General features: G+C 70.1%; 13 protein-coding genes. 9 read left to right on the top strand and 4 right to left on the bottom strand.

The window, feature by feature from the left end; translation table 11 throughout:
• Window positions 1-179 precede the first annotated feature (179 nt).
• Both ASC98_RS07180 and ASC98_RS07175 read right to left on the bottom strand, forming a co-directional pair.
• Entirely contained in the window at window positions 180-533 is a 354-nt protein-coding gene (locus ASC98_RS07180) for a hypothetical protein (protein WP_056814152.1), read from the bottom strand.
• A 28-nt stretch (window positions 534-561) separates the two neighbouring features.
• Window positions 562-1,176, bottom strand: a complete 615-nt coding sequence (locus tag ASC98_RS07175; RefSeq protein WP_056814155.1) for a hydrolase — start codon at window positions 1,174-1,176, stop codon at window positions 562-564.
• A gap of 92 nt (window positions 1,177-1,268) precedes the next feature.
• Between ASC98_RS07175 and ASC98_RS30145 the strand changes: the two genes are divergently transcribed.
• Window positions 1,269-1,880, top strand: coding sequence for a TetR/AcrR family transcriptional regulator (locus ASC98_RS30145; protein ID WP_056814158.1), 612 nt, complete (start codon window positions 1,269-1,271; stop codon window positions 1,878-1,880).
• Between the two features lie 12 nt (window positions 1,881-1,892).
• On the opposite strand, the gene ASC98_RS07165 is transcribed toward ASC98_RS30145, so the two are convergent.
• A complete protein-coding gene (locus tag ASC98_RS07165; protein WP_056814160.1) occupies window positions 1,893-2,111 on the bottom strand; it encodes a hypothetical protein in 219 nt (72 codons plus the stop codon).
• Window positions 2,112-2,304: 193 nt separating this feature from the next.
• Between ASC98_RS07165 and ASC98_RS07160 the strand changes: the two genes are divergently transcribed.
• Entirely contained in the window at window positions 2,305-4,833 is a 2,529-nt protein-coding gene (locus ASC98_RS07160; protein ID WP_157597807.1) for a response regulator, read from the top strand.
• Between the two features lie 624 nt (window positions 4,834-5,457).
• Here the strand turns inward: ASC98_RS07160 and ASC98_RS31530 are convergent.
• Window positions 5,458-7,149, bottom strand: a complete 1,692-nt coding sequence (locus ASC98_RS31530; RefSeq protein WP_056819828.1) for a murein transglycosylase A — start codon at window positions 7,147-7,149, stop codon at window positions 5,458-5,460.
• Window positions 7,150-7,357: 208 nt separating this feature from the next.
• Between ASC98_RS31530 and tssJ the strand changes: the two genes are divergently transcribed.
• From tssJ to ASC98_RS07120, 7 genes are all read left to right on the top strand, one after another.
• On the top strand, window positions 7,358-7,837 hold the full coding sequence (gene tssJ / locus ASC98_RS07150) for a type VI secretion system lipoprotein TssJ (protein ID WP_056814166.1): 480 nt from the start codon (window positions 7,358-7,360) through the stop codon (window positions 7,835-7,837).
• A gap of 16 nt (window positions 7,838-7,853) precedes the next feature.
• The gene (gene tssK / locus ASC98_RS07145; protein WP_056814169.1) at window positions 7,854-9,182 is read left to right on the top strand and encodes a type VI secretion system baseplate subunit TssK; all 1,329 of its coding nucleotides are present in this window, start codon (window positions 7,854-7,856) and stop codon (window positions 9,180-9,182) included.
• Between the two features lie 59 nt (window positions 9,183-9,241).
• A complete protein-coding gene (locus ASC98_RS07140; RefSeq protein ID WP_056814171.1) occupies window positions 9,242-10,588 on the top strand; it encodes a DotU family type VI secretion system protein in 1,347 nt (448 codons plus the stop codon).
• Entirely contained in the window at window positions 10,585-14,187 is a 3,603-nt protein-coding gene (tssM, locus tag ASC98_RS07135; RefSeq protein ID WP_235581195.1) for a type VI secretion system membrane subunit TssM, read from the top strand. The genes ASC98_RS07140 and tssM overlap by 4 nt, the downstream gene beginning before the upstream one ends.
• Window positions 14,169-14,903, top strand: coding sequence for a type VI secretion system-associated protein TagF (gene tagF / locus ASC98_RS07130; RefSeq protein WP_056814174.1), 735 nt, complete (start codon window positions 14,169-14,171; stop codon window positions 14,901-14,903). The genes tssM and tagF overlap by 19 nt, the downstream gene beginning before the upstream one ends.
• On the top strand, window positions 14,900-16,732 hold the full coding sequence (locus ASC98_RS07125; RefSeq protein WP_056814177.1) for a serine/threonine-protein kinase: 1,833 nt from the start codon (window positions 14,900-14,902) through the stop codon (window positions 16,730-16,732). The genes tagF and ASC98_RS07125 overlap by 4 nt, the downstream gene beginning before the upstream one ends.
• Before the next feature lie 95 nt (window positions 16,733-16,827).
• On the top strand, window positions 16,828-18,756 hold the full coding sequence (locus ASC98_RS07120; protein WP_056814180.1) for a C1 family peptidase: 1,929 nt from the start codon (window positions 16,828-16,830) through the stop codon (window positions 18,754-18,756).
• Window positions 18,757-19,221: the final 465 nt, after the last annotated feature.

The following is a 19,221-nucleotide window of genomic DNA, read 5'->3' as shown; positions in this document are numbered from 1 at the left end:
GGCCTGCGGCGAGCGTCGCGAGCAGGCGTGAAGGAGAAGAATTCCGTTCGCCCTGAGCAGGGACCGAGCTCGTCGAGGGCCTGTGTCGAAGGGTTGCAGCCGAAGCACACGGGCCTTCGACAAGCTCAGTCCGAACGGATCTTTTCGAACGTCAGGCCCTGTTCTTGGGCCTGGGTTGCTCAGGACAGCGTCGACAGGGGCGGGGCGCGGCTCAGGTAGGCCGGCTCGAACCGCGCATCGCGCGCGGTGACCGCGGCGGCCGCGGCCAGCTCGAAGCGGGCCGACGAGCCGGCGGGCTGCGCCACCTGCGGCGTGGCCGGGTGGTCGAGCTGCGCGAAGGCCAGGCACTGCGCGCACAGCGCGTCGATGTCGGCGGCCTGCGCGACCGGCGTGCCATCCGCCTGCGCGGTGGCGGCCAGCGATTGCCGCTGGTGGTCCAGTGCATGCCCCAGCACGTGCAGCACCGCCTGCTGCTGGCTGAACACCAGCAGCAGCGCGAGCAGGGCGCGCCAGACGACACGGGAAGCGGACATGGCCGACAGTATGACGGCGCCTCGAATGTCAGACCGTGTCGGTCGGTGTCTTCAGGATCCGTGCCGTGCTGCGCACGTGGCCGAGGCGCGGCATCACGTACTGCATCGAGGCCCGGTGCGGCTCGGCCAGCGGCGCGCTGCAGGCGTCCTCGGCGATCACCAGCCGGTAGCCGAGCTCCCAGGCTGCGCGCGCGGTGCCTTCGACGCCGATGTGCGTGACGATGCCGCCCAGCACCAGCGTCGCGATGCCGCGCCGGCGCAGCTGCAGGTCGAGCTCGGTGCCGTGGAAGGCATTCCACTGGCGCTTGACGATCTGCAGGTCGCCGCTCGCGCTGGGCAGCGCCGCGGGCTCGTCCCACCAGTGCGCCGGCAGCCCGCCCGGCGGCAGCGGCGCAGGCTGGTCGGTGGTCTGCGACAGCAGGTCATGGAACCCGGCATGCCAGCCGACCTTCACGCGCACCACCAGCGCGTTCAGCGCATGGAAGCGATCGGCCAGCGCGGCGGCGTTGGCGAGCACCGTCGCGCTGTCGTGCGGCGCGCGGCCGAAGCCGACGATGCCTTGCTGCAGGTCGATCAGCACGAGCGCGGTGCGGGCAGCGTCCAGCGGCTCGGCGTCGAGGAAGAGGGCGTCAACGGATAGCATGCGTTTTCCTGTGTCTGAACTCTGGGGTCGTCAATTTGTGAGGGTGTCCTCGCAAAACTAATTTTATGAGGAAGTCTTCACAAAAGTCCAGCGTGCCCGGCCCGGGCGGTGCCGCGCCCGTCGAGCGCGTGCGTCGCCAGCGCGGGCACCAGCGCGTCGAGGTGCTGCTCGGCGCGGCGGCCCAGGTGTTCGCCGAGAAGGGCTACGACGCAGCGACGATGACCGAGATCGCGGCGCGCGGCGAATCGTCGATCGGCTCGCTCTACCAGTTCTTCCCGACCAAGCCCGACGTGGCGCAGGGCGTGATCGCGCTGCAGGCCGATGAACTGCGGCAGCGGCTGGCCGCGATGGTGCAAGCGAGCCCGGGCTGGGATGTCGATGTGCTCAGTGCGCGGCTGGTGGTCGCGCTGATCGAGTTCCGCGCGGCGCATCCGTCGTTTGCGCGGCTGGTCGATTCGCCGGGGGCGCCGGCCGAGCAGGTGCAGGCGGTGCGCCACGCGATGCGGGTGCAGCTGGCCGAGATCCTCGCGCCGCATGCGCCCGGGCTCACGAAGGCGCGGTTGTCGGCGGTGGCGGTGGCGGTTCAGCAGGTGATGAAAGCGGCGGTCATGCTGAACGCCGAAGCAGCGCCGGGCACGCGCGCGGCGCTGGCGGAGCTGAAGGAGATGCTGCGCGTCTACCTGCGCGCGGCGCTGCAGGCCTGATCCAGGTCGGGATCAGGCGGCCAGGTCCAGCCACAGATCGACCTTCGGTGCGTTCGGATCGCGCGGTTTCCGGCGGCGATTCTTCTGTCCATTGCCGAAGGTGGCGACCGGCGTCGTGATGCGGCGCAGGTCGTCGAGCACCGCGTCGGTGGGTGGCGCCTGGAGCCTGGATGTCGCCGGCACCGATGCCGCCGTGAAGAGTTCACGCGGCAGGAACAGGGAGTCGCTCATGGGGGCCTCGCTCATTCTGTGATGACGGGCACGAGTTTGCGGCGGGCGTGCTTCAGCGGCGCTTCGCTTCGGGTTTCATTTGTTGCGCCGCCCGCGACTTCCGGGCATAACGGTGAAGCGATCAAGCAGACACACGCACAGGCCGCATGCCGGTCGACAGGGAGGTGGCGTGGGGACAAGGCAGGACGCCGCCGTGCCGACCATCGGGCACGATTCAGCGGCCATATCCGACAGTGTTAACGATGACGGTCCGGCGTTCCTGCCGGACCAGGCGGCCAGCCCGGCGCAGCGTCGGCGCGCAACGACCATCATCGCGGTGTCCGCGTTGCTGTTCATGGCCTTGGCACCGTTTGCAAAGGTCAAGCTGGCGCCGTTTCCCAGCTTCATCGCGCTCTACGAAACCGCGGTCGTCGTCAACGACCTCATCACGGCCGTGCTGCTGTTCGGCCAGTCGCGCGTGCTGCGGGCGCGGCCGCTCGCGGTGCTGGCGAGCGGCTACCTGTTCGCGGCCTTGCTGGTGGTCGGCCATGCGATGAGCTTCCCGGGCTTGTTCACGCCGGAAGGCCTGCTGGGCGCGGGGCCGCACAGCACCGCGTGGATCTACCTGTTCTGGCACCTGGGCTTTCCGTTGTTCGTGCTGGCCTATGCGTGGCCGGCGCGTGGGTCGTTGCCAACGCCGCGCGTCGAACGGCAGCGGCCGTTCATGGTGCCGCTGTTCACGGTGGCGCTGGCCTTGGGGCTGATCGCGCTCGCGACCGTCGGGGCGCCGCTGCTGCCGGCGGTGATGCAGGGTTCGCAATCGACGCCGCTGCTGCGCGGGATGGTCGGCGTCATCTGCGCGGTCACGGTGCTGACGCTCGGCCTGCTGTGGAAGCAGCGCCGCGCGTCGGTGCTCGACCGCTGGCTGATGGTGGCGCTGTGCGCCTGGCTGTTCGACACCGCGTTGTCGGCGATGCTGAACGGCGGCCGCTACGACCTCGGCTTCTACGCCGGCCGGCTGTACGGGCTGCTGACCTGCAGCGTGGTGCTGTACGAACTGCTGCTCGAGAATGGGCTGATGTACGTGCGGCTGGCGCAGGCGCATGCCGACGAGCGCCGGCGCGGCCGCGAGCTCGCGGCCGCGCGCGACCAGGCGCAGGCGGCCGATGCGGCGAAGAGCCTGTTCCTGGCGAGCATGAGCCATGAGATCCGCACGCCGATGAACGCCATCATCGGGCTGACGCAGCTGGTGCTCGACAGCCGGCTCGACGAGCAGCAGCGCAGCCATCTCGGCAAGGTGCAGACCTCGTCGAAGGCCTTGCTGTCCCTGCTGAACGACATCCTCGACTATTCGAAGGCCGAGGCCGGCCGGGTCGTGCTGGAAACCGAGGAGTTCAGCCCCGAGGAGACGATCGAGAACGTCGGCAACCTGTTCGCGGTGCGCATCGAGGAGGCCGGGCTCGAGCTGGTGTTCGAGATCGACGAGGCCATTCCGCAGCGCCTGCTCGGCGACGCGCTGCGGCTGACGCAGGTGCTGAACAACCTGGTGGGCAATGCGATCAAGTTCACGCCGCGCGGCGAGATCGTGGTCAGTGCGGCGCTGCTGTCGCGCGACGAGAACGGGGTCGAGCTGCGCTTCGGCGTGCGCGACACCGGCATCGGCCTGACGCCGGAGCAAGCGGGGCAGCTGTTCCAGGTGTTCGGCCAGGCCGAGCGCAGCACGGCGCGGCGCTACGGCGGCACCGGGCTGGGCCTGGCGATCTGCAAGCGCCTGGTGGAGCTGATGGGCGGCGCGATCGAGGTCCGCAGCGCGCCCGGCGAGGGCAGCCTGTTCACCTTCAACGCGCGCTTCGGCCTGGCGCGCGAGGGCGTCGAGCGCATCGACCTGCATGCGATCCGCGGCATGCGCACGCTGGTGCTGGACAACCAGCCGACGGCGCGCGTGGTGCTGCAGCAGGTGCTGCAGAGCTGGCGTTTCCAGGTGGGCAGCGCGGCCTTTGCCGCCGATGCGCTGCACAAGCTCAAGCGTGCCGAGGGGCAATCGCCGTACGAGCTGCTGTTGCTGGACTGGCGTTCGGCGGACCTCGATTTCGTGCACGAGGCGCGGCGCCTGATGGCCGAGCGCGGCGCACCGGATCTGGCGATCGTCGCGATGGCGACGCCGCACACGCTGGAGCGCGTCAGCGAGGCATTGGGAAACCTGCCGCTGACCGGCGTGCTGAGCAAGCCGGTCACGCCGTCGCGCCTGTTCGACACGGTGGTGCGGCTGCAGCGCGGCGAGCAGGCGCAGGACGCGCCGGTGGTGTCGCGCAGTGCCGGCTATGCCGAGCAGCTGAAGCCGCTGCGTGGCGCGCGCGTGCTGCTGGTCGAGGACAACCTGGTGAACCAGCAGGTGGCGCTCGCCTTCCTCGCGCTCGGCGAACTGGAGGTGACGATCGCGAACAACGGCCTCGAGGCGGTGGAATGGGTGCGCAAGGCGCCCTTCGACCTGGTGTTGATGGACATGCAGATGCCCGAGATGGACGGGCCGCAGGCGACGCGCGTGATTCGCCAGCTGCCGCAGGGCGTCGACCTGCCGATCATCGCGATGACGGCGGCGGCGATGGACGAGGATCGGCAGGAGTGCTTCGCTGCGGGCATGAACGCGCACGTCAGCAAGCCGATCGATCCGCAGGATCTGGTGCAGGCGTTGCTTGAATGGATGCCGGATTTTTCGCGTGGTCTGGCGCGTCGCGGCGGGTGAGGGGATGGGCTGAGGGCTCATGCCGGGGCGGTCGACGGGCCCCCCCGGGGGCCCGTCGACTCCACGAAGAAGATCGGCTTTGGGGATGCATCGGCAAACTCCCTCCGCTCACTTCGTTCGCTGTGGTCAAACAGTGCCGATGAGTCAGTCYACGAAGCGSGCTGGCGCSCGCCATCCCCAAAGCCGATCTTCTCCGTCGCCCCAGAAATCGCCCCCAGCCCATCCCCTCACCCGCCGCTCGAGACCAGCCGCTCTTGTTGGGGGAAAAGATTGAAGTGACCGACGAGCATGCGAGCGCCAGCGTGCTCGTCGGTCACTTCAATCTTTTCCCCCAAACACAGCGCGGCGGTTCGCAAAGGCGCGGGTRGGGAGGCTGTGGCGCGCCAATAAGGAGGGGGCGCCGGAGCTGGCTGGCTTCGTGGCCCGCGTGCGCAGCACGCTTCGTGGACTGACTGTCGCCGACTGTTTGACCACAGCGAACGAAGTGAGCGGAGGGAGTTTCGGCGACGGGCCATGAAGCCAGTCAGCGGAGGGAAGTCCTCGGCCCCTCAGGGGGCCGAGGACCGCCCCCGACGGCGCGCCACAGCCTCCCCACCCGCGCCTTTGTCGCTCACAGAACAGAACTCAATCGACCTCCGAACAGAACTCCCCATCCGCCACCAGACAAAGCCCAGGCTCAGAATCCGCCGCGAGCCCCCCACCGCGAGTCACGATCCTGCTGCTCGACAGCCGCTTCGCCTCGGCCGTCGGCAGCAGCACCCACATCTGCCCACGGTGCTTCGTGCTGCGCGCGTTCTGCCCAGCCTCGGAGCCGAAGCCCCAGAAGTAGTCGGCCCGCACCGCGCCTCGGATCGCGCCACCGGTGTCCTGTGCGAACACCAGCCGCTGCACCTGGATCGTCGAGCCCGACGGCGCCGGCGCACTGAGGAACACCGGGTAGCCGAGCGGCGTCACCCGCGGGTCGACGGCCACCGATCGCCCCGCCGTCAACGGCACACCCAAGGCGCCCTGCGGCCCCTCGCTGGCCGGCCGGTCGGCCACCGGCTTGAAGAACACGTAGCTGGGGTCGGACACCAGCCGCCCCTGCGTGACCCGCGCCGGCGGCTTGGCCGACGCAGCCTGGGCCGGCTTCGCGCCGCCCAGCAGCTGGTCGACGAGGCTGTCCGATGCGCCGCCGCGCGGGGCCGCCGGCACCGCCTTGCCGCGCGTGACGACCGGCGAATCGTCGTCGGCGGCCGCCGCGTCGTCCTCCAGCACGAACTCCTGCGGCTGCTCCGCCGCCGCGCCGGTCCCGCGCGTCACGACCTTCGTGCCCTTGACCGCCGCCACCCGCAGCGGCTTGAACGGGTGCCCGTTCTGCTCGGCGTATTGCACCCGCAGGATGCTGCCGTCGGGCAGGCGGATGCGGCCCGAACCCTGCACCTGCATCGCATACAACGCCAGGCCGTCGTTGACCCACGCGATCACCGGCGCACCGATGTCCTGCGGCAGGTTCAGCGCCTCCAGCTCGGCGCGGGTGTAGTAAGGCTCGGCACGGGCGCTCGCACCGCTGCCGGCCAGCCGCACGCGCAGCCGGCGGTCGCGGTCGTCCAGCTCGAAGCGGCGCAGGTCCAACGCGTAGCTGCCGGCCTGCGGTGCCGGCAACGCCACCAGCTGGTTGCCGTCCGGCCGCACCGCGATCACGCCGCGGCGCTGCGCCTTCGGCACGCGCGACCAGTCGATCGTGTACAGGTCGCGAGGCACGCCCAGCACCGGCACGTTGTAGGCGGCACTGCGCTGGCGCTGGCCCTCCAGCAGCGGCTCGAAGTAGCCGGTGATGTCGCCCTCGCGGCTCGCGTCGGTGTTCAGGATGCGCAGCAGCGAGAAGCGGCTCTCGAAGAAGCCTCGCATCGCCGTCGCGTCAGCGGCCGGCACGCGCCGCGACGCATCGCAGATCTCGCGCCATTCGTCGCGCTTCTGCAGCACCTCGCACGAATGGCGGAACGCGCCCCAGCCGGCACGCAGGTCGTCCTGCTGCCAGCCGGGCAGCTCGTCGAAGTTCGCGAGCTTGAAGACGGCGTTGCGGGTGCGCACCTCGCTCGGCGCCGCCACCCGCGCGACCCCCGATTTCGGGGTGGCGACGCCAGGCGTGCCGGCCACGTTCGCCAGCGGCGCGGCCGCGGTGCCGCCCGCCGCGGGCCCGCTGGCCGACGCCGTCGAGCCCACCGGCGCCTGCGAGGCACAGCCGGCCACGGCCAGCACGGCCAGCACCGTCGGCAGGCGCAGTCCAGGACGCAGGCGCGGACGAAGCGCGCTGCAAGGTTCGAAGCGTTGCATGGCGCGAGCCTAGGCGGCGCCCGGCCGCCATCCAACTGACCTTCGTCAACCGGCCGCCGCGACGGTCGTGCGACCCCCAGCACGCGCATTACCTAAGTCACGACTGACTGGCGAGAGCGACCGCTATCCTGCGGACGCCAGACCGTGAACGGGGCCGGATGCCGCGTCGCGGCCAGACTCCCCACCCCTCATCCCCACCCGCCGTCCCATGCGCCATCTGTTCATCACCGCCGCGCTGGCCGTCTTCGGCCTCGTTGCAGGTTGCACCACCGTCGAGAAGTTCAACCCGTTCGCCGGTCCCGCCACGCTGAAGGGCGAGATCACCACCGGCGCCCAGATCAACCCCGACGCCCGCAAGCGCGCCTCGCCAGTCGTCGTGCGCGTGTTCGAGCTGAAGGCCAACGCGCAGTTCGAGTCGGCCGACTTCGTCTCGCTGTTCGAACGCGAGCAGCAGGTGCTCGGCCCCGACCTGGTGTCGCGCGAAGAGTTCGTGCTGCGCCCCGGCGAGAAGCGCCCGCTCGAGAAGAAGCTGTCGCCCGAGACGAAGTTCATCGGCGTGATGGTGGCCTTCCGCGAACTCGAACGCGCCCGCTGGCGCGCCGTGGTCCCGGTCGCCGCGAACCGCACGAACGTCGTCGCCGTCAGCCTCGACGACATCGCGGTGCAGGCCACCCGCACCCAGCCCTGAGCGCACGGATCCCTCCATGAGCTGGCGTGCCAAGGTCGTCTGGTCCTCGGGGATGTTCCTGCAGCCCCACCATTTCCAGCAGGAAACCCGCTACATCGAGCGCCTGGTCGACGCACGCACCCGCTGCGTGACGCCGTTTGCCTGGGGCTTCTCCGAACTGGAGATCGATGAGGGGCTGCTCGCGCTCGGCAAGCTCGGCCTGACGCGCGCCGCCGGCCTGCTGCCCGACGGCACGCCGTTCTCGATGCCGCTGCTCGACCCGCTGCCGCCGCCGATCGAGGTGCCGGCCGACGTGAAGGGCGAGCTGCTCTACCTCGCGCTGCCGCTGCAGCGCCAGGGCCTGAACGAGGTCGACTTCAGCGGCACCGACGAGCTGTGCCGCTTCGAGGCCGCCGAAGAGAACGTGCGCGACAACACCGACGCGAGCGACGAGCCCGCCACCATCCAGACCGGCCGGCTGCGCATGCGCTTCGTGCGCGCGAAAGAGGCCACCGAGGCCTATGCGCTGCTCGGCATCGCGCTGGTGGCCGAACGCCGCAGCGACGGCCAGGTCACGCTGGAACGCAGCTACATCCCGCCGCAGGTGTCGATCGAATCGACGGCCCAGCTGTCGGCCAGCGCGTCGCTGCTGCACGGGCTGATCCTGCAGCGCGCGCAGGCGCTCGCCGCCCGCATGGGCCAGCTGAGCCACGGCGTGTCGGAGCTGGCCGATTTCCTGATGCTGCAGACGCTGAATCGCAACGAGCCGATCTTCAGCCAGCACACCGCGGTGCCGAACGCGCACCCGAAGGAGCTGCACCGCGACTGCCTGCGCCTCGCCGGCGACCTGGCCACGCTGGCCAGCAGCACGCGGCGCCCGCCCGAATTCCCGCCGTACCGGCACGACGACCTGAACGCCTGCTTCGCGCCGGTGTTCGCCGAGCTGCGCCGCATGCTGACCGCGGTGCTGGAGCAGAACGCGCTGCAGATCGACCTGGTCGATCGCACGCACGGCGTGCGCACCGCGGTCGTCAATGACCTCGAACTGGTGCGCACCGGCAGCTTCGTGCTGGCGGTCAACGCGCAGGTGCCGGGCGAACAGCTGCGCCAGCGCTTCCCGGCGCAGACCAAGATCGGCCCGGTCGACAAGATCCGCGACCTGGTGAACCTGCAACTGCCGGGCATCGGGCTGCGCTCGATGCCGGTCGCGCCGCGCCAGCTGCCGTTCCATGCCGGCTTCTTCTATTTCGAGCTCGACCGCAGCGGCGAGCTGTGGAAGGCGATCACGGCCAGCGGCCACCTTGCGATGCACATCGCCGGCGACTTTCCCGGGCTGGAGCTCGAGCTGTGGGCGATCCGCAGCTGATCGCGGCGAGACGGCCTGAGATGGCAATACTGACTCCCTGAAAGAACGTGGTACGCCAGATGAGTCCCTCTTCCCCTGACGATCCGTTTGCCGAAGTCGATACCGGCCGCACGTTCATCATGCCGACGCCCGGCGGGCGCACCACTGCGATGCCGTCGCGCCCGCAGCACGCGCCGCAGCAGGCGGCCGGCGCCGACGTGGCGGCCGACATCGGCCCGAGCGACAGCGGGCTGAACCCGCTGGTCGCGCTGGCCAACCCGCTGCTTGCGCTGGTGCCGCAGATCCGCGCGTCGACGCAGCTCGCCGACCCGGCCGCGCTGCGCGAATCGATCGCCCAGGGGCTGCGCGAATTCGAGGCGCAGGCGCGCGCCCGCGGCATCGCGCCCGAGCGCGTGCTGGCCGCGCGCTACATCCTGTGCACGCTGCTCGACGAGGTGGCCGCGACGATGCCGTGGGGCGCGTCCGGCCAGTGGGGTCGCCACAGCCTGCTCGCGATGTTCCACAACGAGACCGGCGGCGGCGAGAAGGTGTTCCAGCTGATGGCCAAGCTGGCCGAGAACCCGGCCGGCAACCGCGACCTGCTGGAGCTGATCTACGCCGCCCTGAGCCTGGGCTTCGAAGGCCGCTACCGCGTCGTCGACGGCGGCCGCGCGCAGCTCGAAGCAGTGCGCGAGCGGCTCGCGCAGATCATCAAGAAGGAGCGCGGCGACTACCCGCAGCCGCTGGCGCAGAACTGGCGCGGCGAGGCCGCGACCCGCCGCTCGATGCTGACCTGGCTGCCGCTGTGGGTGGCCAGCGCCGTCGTGGTGCTGCTGGTGGTCGCGATCTACCTCGGGCTGTCGTGGCGGCTGAGCGGCGACTCCGACCCGGTCTACGGCCGCATCCAGGAGCTGCGGCTGATCCCGCCGACGCCGCCGGTCAAGCTTCCGGCACCGAAGCCGCGGCTCGCACAGTTCCTCGTCAACGACATCAAGGCCGAGCTGGTCACGGTGCGCGACGAGGTCGACCGCAGCGTCGTGATCATCCGCGGCGACGGGCTGTTCCCGCCGGCCAGCGCGGCGCTCACGAAGGACCGCGAGGCGCTGATGAAGCGCATCGCCGAGGCGCTGGCCCAGGTGCCGGGCTCGGTGCTGGTGACCGGCCACACCGACAACGTGCGCATCCGCACCGCGCAGTTCCCGTCGAACTGGCACCTCTCGGAAGAGCGCGCGAAGACCGTGCGCGACATCCTGGTCGGCTACGGCGTCACCGGCGACCGCGTGAAGGCCGAAGGCCGCGCCGACGGCGAGCCGGTGGCCGCCAACGACACGCCGGCCAACCGCGCGCTGAACCGGCGCGTCGAAATCACCTTGTTCATCACGCGGGGCGCGACGCCCGCCGCCTCGGCGCCCGGAACCGGATCATGAAGAAGCTGCTCGGAGTCCTGCTCAACCCGTGGTTCCTGCTGGTCCTCGGGCTGATCGCGCTGTCGCTGATCGTCTGGATCGTCGGCCCGCTGATCGCGATCGGCGCCTGGAGGCCGCTCGAAAGCACGACCGCGCGGCTCGTGTTCATCGGCGTCATCGTCGGCCTGGTGATCCTGCGCAAGCTGTGGCAGTACTTCCGCGCGCGCAAGACCAACGCCCGCGTCGTCGACCAGCTGCTGACCCCGGTGGCAGGCGCTGCCGCCGACGACCCGGCCAATGCCGAGGTGAAGACGCTGAACGAGCGCTTCGAGAAGGCGCTGCAGACGCTGCGCAACGCGAAGTTCGACACCGGCAAGACCGGGGTGGCCGGCGCGTTCAGCGGGCTCACGTCGCGCCTGGGCAAGCGCTACCTGTACGAGCTGCCGTGGTACGTGATCATCGGTGCGCCGGGGTCCGGCAAGACGACGGCCCTGGTCAATTCCGGTCTCAACTTCCCGCTCGCCGCGGCGATGGGCGAGCATTCGGTGAAGGGCGTCGGCGGCACCCGCAACTGCGACTGGTGGTTCACCGACCAGGCGGTGCTGATCGACACCGCCGGCCGCTACACCACGCAGGACAGCCACAAGAGCACCGACAGCAAGGCGTGGGAGAGCTTTCTCGGCCTGCTGAAGCGCAGCCGGCCGCGCCAGCCGCTGAACGGCGTGCTGATCACGGTGTCGGTCAGCGACCTGCTGACGGCCAACGCGAACGAGCGCGCGCAGCATGCCGCCACCGTGCGCCTGCGCCTGCAGGAGCTGCACCAGCACCTGGGCATGCGCTTCCCGATCTACCTGCTGGTCACCAAGTGCGACCTGCTGTCGGGCTTCATGGAGACGCTGGGCGAGGTCGACAAGGACACCCGCGCGACGCCGTGGGGCATGACCTTCAAGCTCGACAAGCAGCAGCACACCGACCTGTCGGTGTTCCCGGCCGAGTTCGACGCGCTCGAGAAGCGCCTGACCGACGGCCTGATCGACCGCCTGCAGCTCGAGCGCGATCCGCAGCGCCGCGCCCGCATCTACGGCTTCCCGCAGCAGTTCGAAGCGCTGCGCGGGCTGCTGAAGGACTGGATCGACCAGGTCTTCTCGCCGTCGCAGTTCGAAGCCCACCCGCTGCTGCGCGGCGTGTACTTCATCAGCGGCACGCAAGAGGGCACGCCGATCGACCGCATGCTGGGCCGCATCGCGCGCACCTACCGCCTGGAGCGAACGGTGCTGCCGCCGCTGCAGTCCAGCGGCAAGAGCTTCTTCCTGTCGCGGCTGCTGAAGGAAGTGGTGTTCGGCGAAGCCGCACTGGCCGGCACCGACCTGAAATGGGAACGCCGCCGCGCGTGGATGATCACCGCCGCCTATGCGGCGCTCGGCATCGTGTCGGTCGGCGTGCTGCTCGCCTGGGGCGTCAGCTACGTCAACAACCAGCGCTACATCGCGAAGGTGGACGCCACGGTCGAGGAGGTGCGCAAGCTGGTGCAGTCGACCCCCAACCGCGCATCGCCCGACATCCTGGTGCTGCTGCCGGCACTGCAGGCCACGCGCGACCTGGCACGGGCCGGCATCGGCGACTCGGTGCCGTTCAGCCACGGCTTCGGGCTGTACCAGGGCCGCAAGCTCGACGGCGCATCGCAGCAGGCCTACCGCCGCATGCTGACCGACGCGGTGCTGCCGCGCATCGCGCTCGGCATCGAAGACCGGCTGAAGACCGGCCTCGACAACCCCGAGCTGCAGTACGAGGCGCTGAAGGCCTACGTGATGCTGTACGACCCGGAGCGCTTCGACCCGGCGGCCTTGAAGCTGTACGTGATGGCCGACTGGGACAACAGCCTGCCGCGCTCGGTGACCACCGAGCAGCGGGCCGACCTGGAGGCGCATCTCGATGCGCTGCTGGCCGAAGGCCAGGCGGTATCGCCGCTGCCGGAGGACAAGGCGCTGGTGGCGCAGACGCGCCAGCAGCTGACGGCCACGCCGCTGACCCAGCGCGTCTACCGCCGGCTCAAGCGCCAGGGCGTCGGCGCCGAGATCCCGGAGTTCACGGTCGCGAAGGCGGCCGGGGCGGCGGCCGGGCTGGTGTTCACCCGCGCCAGCGGCCAGCCGCTGACGCGCGGCGTGGCGGGGCTGTTCACCTACGACGGCTACCACAAGGGCTTCCAGCGCGAGGTCGGGCGGGTGGCGCGCCAGCTGGCCGACGAGGAGAGCTGGGTGCTGGGCGTCAACGACAGCGGCCGGCAGAACGCGCTGCGCTCGGTCGAGGTGCAGGACCAGCTGGCCGACGAGGTGCGCCGCGTCTACCTGACCGACTACGTGAAGGTGTGGGAGGAGTTCATCAAGGACGTGAAGGTGCTGGAGGCCAGGGACCTGTCGCAGGCGGTGCAGCTGGCGCGCGTGCTGTCGGCACCGGACAACCCGCTGGTGCCGCTGCTGAAGGCGATGTCGCGCGAGACGACGCTCGGCGACAAGAAGGACGTGGTGTCGCGGATCGAGAACAAGGCGCAGGAGGCGATCAGCAAGTCGCGCGCGGAGTTCGGCAAGCTGTTCGGAACGCCGGACGGTCCGAAGCCGCTGGAGCCCGGGCAGCGCATCGAGAGCATCGTCGACGACCGCTTCGTCGCGCTGCGCCAGCAGGTGCAGGCGGCCGACGGCAAGGCGCCGCCGATCGAATCGACGATCGCGCTGATCAACGAGGTCTATGCGATGCTGACGGCGGCCGATACCGCGGTGAAGGGCGGCAACGTCGCGCCGCCGTCGGACGTGCCGAACAAGGTCAAGGCCGAGGCGGCGCGGCTGCCCGAACCGGTCCGCTCGTTGTTGAACAACCTGTCGGAGAGCGGCATCGGCGCATCGACGGCCAGCGCCCGCAAGAACCTGCGGGAACTGATCTACGCCGAGGTCGGGCTGTTCTGCCAGCAGGCGATCAGCGGACGCTACCCGTTCGCGCGCGGCAGCAGCACCGACGTGCAGCAGGAAGACTTCACGCGGGTGTTCGGGCCGGGCGGCTCGTTCGACACGGTGTTCCAGAAGAACCTGGCCAACCTGGTCGACATCTCGGCGCGGCCCTGGCGGTTCAAGACGGTCGACGGCGTGTCGACGGGGGGCGGGGACAGCTCGATGCTGCTGCCCTTCCAGCGCGCGGCGGTGATCCGCGACACCTTCTTCCGCGGCGGCGGCACCGGGCCGGGCCTGCGGCTCGATTTCAAGCCGATGGAGATGGACCCGACGATCACGCAGTTCACGCTCGACGTCGACGGCCAGCTGGTCAAGTACGCGCATGGCCCGCAGATCCCGGCGTCGATCCAGTGGCCGGGCCCGCGGGGCAGCACGCAGGTGCGCATCGCGCTGACGCCGGTGTCGGCCAGCGGCCTGTCGGGCGACACCAAGGAAGGGCCGTGGGCGTTGTTCCGGCTGTTCGACAAGCAGCAGATCGAGACGGCGGGTGCGCCGGAGCGCTTCAAGGCGACCTTCAACATCGACAACCGCAAGGCGGTGTTCCTGGTCACCGCGAGCAGCGTGCGCAACCCGTTTCGCCTGCCCGAGCTGCAAGAGTTCTCATGTCCGGGCAAGCCGTGAGCCACGATTTCAGCATCGACCAGTTCATCAGCGGCGTCGGCACGCAGGCGCCGGGCTGGTTCGGCAAGCTGGCGATGCTGGGCGATTTCGCGAGCCGCCGGCTGCCGCAGCCCTTCGTCGATGCCTGCGACGCCTGGCTGTCGAAGGGCATGGAGGCGAGCCGGACGCGGCTCGGCGCGCAGTTTCTCGACGTGTACCTGACCGGCCCGATCTGGCGCTTCGCCTGGGCGCCCGGCCTGATCGACAGCGAGTGGTGGGCCGGCGTGCTGATGCCCAGCGTCGACAAGGTCGGCCGCTACTTCCCGCTGGTGGTCGCGCAGACGGCGCACGACCTGCCGGAGACGCTGGAGGGCATCCAGGCGCTCGACGGCTGGTACCGGCACCTGAGTGCCGCGGCACTCGGCACGCTGACGCCCGGCACGACCGTCGAAGACTTCGAATCGGCCCTCGCGCGCGCGCCGTCGTGGCAGGCCGAGCGGCATTGCGTCGAACCGGCCGCCACCGCGATGCCGGGCCGGCTGCGCTACACCTATGCCGGCGCGGCGAGCCTGCCGCAATGGGTCGACGGCCTGGTGGTCGCCGAGGCGATGCGCCGCTACACCGGCCACAGCCTGTGGTGGCCCGACCATGCGTCGGCGCCCGACGACAGCCTGTCGGTGGCGCCCGGGCTGCCGCCGCCGGAGTACTTCTCGGAGCTGTTGGAGGGTCGCTGGTGATCGAATCGACGTCCGGGCCGGATGACGACCGCACGGTCGTGAAGACCGATGCGCAGCCCGACGGCGGCAACTCGCTGCCGAACGGCTTCCGGCTGCAGGAGTACGTGGTCGAGGGCCTGGTCGGCGAGGGCGGCTTCGGCATCGTCTACCTGGCGCGCGACACCCAGCTCGGCCGCGTGGTCGCGCTGAAGGAGTACATGCCGGCGACGCTCGCGACGCGCGGCCCGCAGTGCGAGGTGTCGGTGCGCTCGTCGCGCCACCGCGAGACCTTCGAGCTCGGCCTGCGCAGCTTCGTCAACGAGGCGCAGCTGCTGGCGGCGTTCGACCACCCGTCGCTCGTCAAGGTGTACCGCTTCTGGGAGCAGCAGGGCACGGCCTACATGGCGATGCCGTACTACCAGGGGCCGACGCTGAAGCAATGGCTGATCGAGCACGGCCGGCCCGACGAGTCGCTGCTGCTGGACGTGGCGCACCCGCTGATCGACGCGCTGGAGCTGATGCACCACCAGCGCTGCTACCACCGCGACATCGCGCCCGACAACATCCTGCTGCTGACCCAGCAGAGCACGCAGTTCGGCGGCGCCGCGAGCATGCGGCCGGTGCTGCTGGACTTCGGCGCGGCCCGGCGCGTGATCGGCGACGCGACGCAGGCGCTGACCGTGATCCTGAAGGCCGGCTACGCACCGGTCGAGCAGTACGCCGAATCGAGGGCGATGCGCCAGGGCCCGTGGACCGACGTGTACGCGCTGTGCGCGGTGCTGTATGCCTCGATCACCGGGCGGGCTCCGCTGGCATCGGTCAGCCGGCTCGTCACCGACGACCTGCAGCCGGCGGTGCAGGCCGGCGCCGGTCGGTATTCGCCGCAGTTCCTCGCGGCCATCGACGCGGGGCTGTCGGTGAAGCCGGACGACCGGCCGCAGGACATGGCGGCGCTGCGCGCCTTGCTGCCGGGCGGGCAGGCGCCGGGCCACGCGCCGTCGCAGCTGCTGGGCAGTTCGACGCGCGGCGGGCTGGCGGTGCCGCCGGACCTCGGCGCGTCGACGGTGGTCGCGGGCGGCCGCGCGACGCGGCCGGCCGAGTTGACGTCCGATCGGCAGGCGAAGCCCTCGTCGCGCGCGGGCGTGTACGCGCTGGCCGCGCTGGCGGTGGCCGCGCTGGCCGGTGCGGGCTGGTGGTTCGCCGGACGGTCGCCGGCGCCTGCGCCGGTGGTGGCGGCAGCGTCGGCCCCGGGCGCCTCGCCCGCGCCGTCGCCGGCATCCGTCGCGGCACCGGTCGCGGCACCTGCGCCGCCGCCGGCCGTGCCGTTCGGCCTGGTCACCGCGCTGCAGGACATCGTGCGCCATGCTGACCCGGTGCTCGGCGTCAACGCGCTGGCCGACAAATCGCAGCTGCGCATCGGCAGCGACCGGTTGCAGTTCCGCGTCAAGTCGTCGGAGGCCGGCTACCTGTACGTGTTCCTGGCCGGCACCGACAAGGCCCACTTCTACCTGCTGTTCCCGAACGAGCTCGACAAGAACAACCGCATCGAGCTGAACCGCGAGGTCGTGCTGCCGCGCGCCGGCTGGCACATCACCGCGGGCGGCCCGCCGGGCACCGACCACATCGTCGCGATGGTGTCGCGCCGGCCGCGCGACATGACCGGCATCGGCGTCAAGAAGGCCGGCGACCAGATCCCCGAGATCGACCTGCAGCTCGCGGAGCAGCGGTGGGCGGCCCGCAGCGCGGCCGAGAGCCCGTTCGCCGGCCAGCCGGTGTGCGAGGCCGGCGAGTCGCCTTGCGACGGGAGCTATGGGGCGACGCTGCTGGTGATCGACGAGGTGAAGAAATAGGTTCAATGCTTCAAGTCATCCCGAGCGCAAGTTTCCGTTCCTGAGCACCTGTTTCCGTTCGCGCTGAGCCAAGCCACGAGCCCGAGGAAGATTCCATGGCCACCAAGCCTGCTGCCAAGCCGAAGCGTCCCACCGCCGACCCGCTGCCGAAGAACTCCCGCTTCATGCGCGTCGCGCGCCCCGACGAGATCGACGTGCGCGACCGGCCCTACCGCCCGGCGATCGGCAGTGCGCCGCCGCCGACGCTGTTCCCGAAGCACGGCCTGCCGGTCAAGTACCAGGGCGACACGATGGCCTGCACCGGCTTCGCGCTGTCGCTGGTGGTCGAGCACCTGCTGCTGGCGGCGGGCCGCGAGCGCCGGCCGGCCATCTCGCCGTACATGCTGTATTCGATGGCGCGCCGCTACGACGAATACCCGGGCTCGTCGGAAGACAAGGGTTCCAGCCTGCGCGGTGCGATGAAGGGCTGGTTCAAGCACGGCGCCTGCCGCGAGCCGCTGTTCCCCGGGCTCGAGATGCCGGCGGCAAGCAAGAGCCTGGCCGACGACTGGTGGTTCGATGCCGTCAAGCGCCCGCTCGGCGCCTACTACCGCATCGACCACAAGGCGATCACCGACATGCATGCCGCGCTGAACGAGGTCGGCATCCTGTACGCGAGCGCCGGCTGCCACTCCGGCTGGGACGACGGCATCGAGCTGACCGCGCTGAAGAAGCGGCCGACCTCGTTCACCGAGCCGCGCAAGGGCATCTGGGAGATCCCGGTCAAGGGCGGCCATGCGCGGCATTCGGGCCACGCGTTCGCGATCGTCGGCTACAACGAGCGCGGCTTCCTGATCCAGAACTCCTGGGGCACCGACTGGGGCTCGTACGGCTACGCGATCCTCAGCTACGACGACTGGATTGCCAACGCGATGGACTGCTGGGTCGCGCAGCTGGGCGTCGTGACGCAGGACCACACCGCGATCTCGAAATCGATCAGCCTGCGCACCGATGCGGCTGGCCGCGTCGCGCTTGCCGCGAGCGAGGTGCTGCGCAACCGCGAGCTGTCGCCGTTCATCGTCAACATGGGCAACAACGGCGCGTTGAGCAACAGCGGCGTGTTCCGCACCCGACCCGACGACGTGCGTGCGATCGTCGACGTGCAGCTCGCGCAGGCGCGCCGGCAATGGGGGCTGCAGGACGACGTCGTCGACGTCTGCATCTTCGCGCACGGCGGCCTGGTCGGCGAGGCTGCCGCGGCCGACATCGCGGCGCAGTGGATCCCGATGCTGTACGAGCAGCGGATCTTTCCGATCTTCCTGATGTGGGAGACCGACTTCTTCACCAGCGCGTTGAACTGCATCGATGACGCGATCCGCGACGTGCCGCGCAGCACCGCTGCCGGTTCGTCGATGGGCGCCTGGTGGAACGAGCGGCTGGAGCGCGTGCTGTCTCGCCCCGGCACGCGCATCTGGGGCGAGATGAAGCAGAACGCCGATGCGATGAGCCTGTACCGGCCCGGCGTGCCGGACGACGAGCAGGCGGGCGCGGTGCTGCTGTACGGGCATTTCAAGCATGGCGTGGCCGACAAGCGCATCCGCATGCATTTCGTCGGGCATTCGGCCGGCAGCATCGTCGCGAGCCTGATGATCGACCGGCTGGCGCAGGAGGGGCTGCGCTTCGAGTCGGTCAGCTTCCTGGCGCCGGCGGTGCGAGTCGACACCTTCGAGCGCTGCGTGCGGCCGCACCTCGACTCGGGCGTGGTGCGGCGCTACCAGCAGTTCCACCTGAGCGAGCGCGCCGAGCAGCAGGACCACACCTGCGGGCCGTACCGGCGCTCGCTGCTGTACCTCGTCAGCGAATCCTTTGAAGGCGGCAGCACCACGCCGATCCTCGGGATGCAGCGCTTCTTCGAGGCGATGCCGACGCTGCCGAATACCACCGCGTGGGTGTCGCCGGGGCCGGTGAGCGCGAGCACGACGCATGGGGGGTTCGATGACGACCCGGGGACGCGGGGGCAGGTGGTGAAGTTCATCCGGGGGTGAAGGGGGGGGTCACTGCGTGAGGCTGCTGCCGGGTCTCGCCCCGGCGGGCGAGTCACTTTCATTTGAGCCCAAATGAAAGTAACCAAAGCAAAGGGCTTGAACACACACCATACGGTCTCGCCCCGGCGGGCGAGTCACTTTCATTTGAGCCCAAATGAAAGTAACCAAAGCAAAGGGCTTGAACACACACCATACGGTTCGTTCTGACTCGCTACGGACAACACGGCCACGCCGCTGGTGATCCACCCTGACTGGGATTGTTGCCCGTTCTTCTCCACCCGGCTCGCTGCGCTTCGCCCAGACGACGCGGCGGTCGCGGGGGCGAGACGAAGCGACGAGCGCGAGTCGAGTGGCGCGGGAGAACAACAATCCCAACGAACGGGGATGTGCAGCCGAGTGGCAGTGTTGTCCGCAGCGGGCCAGAACGAACCGTATGGTGTGTGTTGAGGCCCTTTGCTTTGGTTA

This window comes from Rhizobacter sp. Root1238 (genome assembly GCF_001425825.1).
Lineage (GTDB): Bacteria > Pseudomonadota > Gammaproteobacteria > Burkholderiales > Burkholderiaceae_C > Rhizobacter.
This window is presented reverse-complemented; position numbering and strand designations above follow the sequence as displayed.

Excerpts from the sequence above, each read along its gene's own strand:
- ASC98_RS07180 (WP_056814152.1), bottom strand. The coding sequence starts at position 533 with ATGTCCGCTTCCCGTGTCGTCTGGCGCGCCCTGCTCGCGCTGCTGCTG.
- ASC98_RS07175 (WP_056814155.1), bottom strand. The coding sequence starts at position 1,176 with ATGCTATCCGTTGACGCCCTCTTCCTCGACGCCGAGCCGCTGGACGCT.
- ASC98_RS07165 (WP_056814160.1), bottom strand. The coding sequence starts at position 2,111 with ATGAGCGACTCCCTGTTCCTGCCGCGTGAACTCTTCACGGCGGCATCG.
- ASC98_RS31530 (WP_056819828.1), bottom strand. The coding sequence starts at position 7,149 with ATGCAACGCTTCGAACCTTGCAGCGCGCTTCGTCCGCGCCTGCGTCCT.
- tssJ (WP_056814166.1), top strand. The coding sequence starts at position 7,358 with ATGCGCCATCTGTTCATCACCGCCGCGCTGGCCGTCTTCGGCCTCGTT.
- tssK (WP_056814169.1), top strand. The coding sequence starts at position 7,854 with ATGAGCTGGCGTGCCAAGGTCGTCTGGTCCTCGGGGATGTTCCTGCAG.
- ASC98_RS07140 (WP_056814171.1), top strand. The coding sequence starts at position 9,242 with ATGAGTCCCTCTTCCCCTGACGATCCGTTTGCCGAAGTCGATACCGGC.
- tssM (WP_235581195.1), top strand. The coding sequence starts at position 10,585 with ATGAAGAAGCTGCTCGGAGTCCTGCTCAACCCGTGGTTCCTGCTGGTC.
- tagF (WP_056814174.1), top strand. The coding sequence starts at position 14,169 with ATGTCCGGGCAAGCCGTGAGCCACGATTTCAGCATCGACCAGTTCATC.
- ASC98_RS07120 (WP_056814180.1), top strand. The coding sequence starts at position 16,828 with ATGGCCACCAAGCCTGCTGCCAAGCCGAAGCGTCCCACCGCCGACCCG.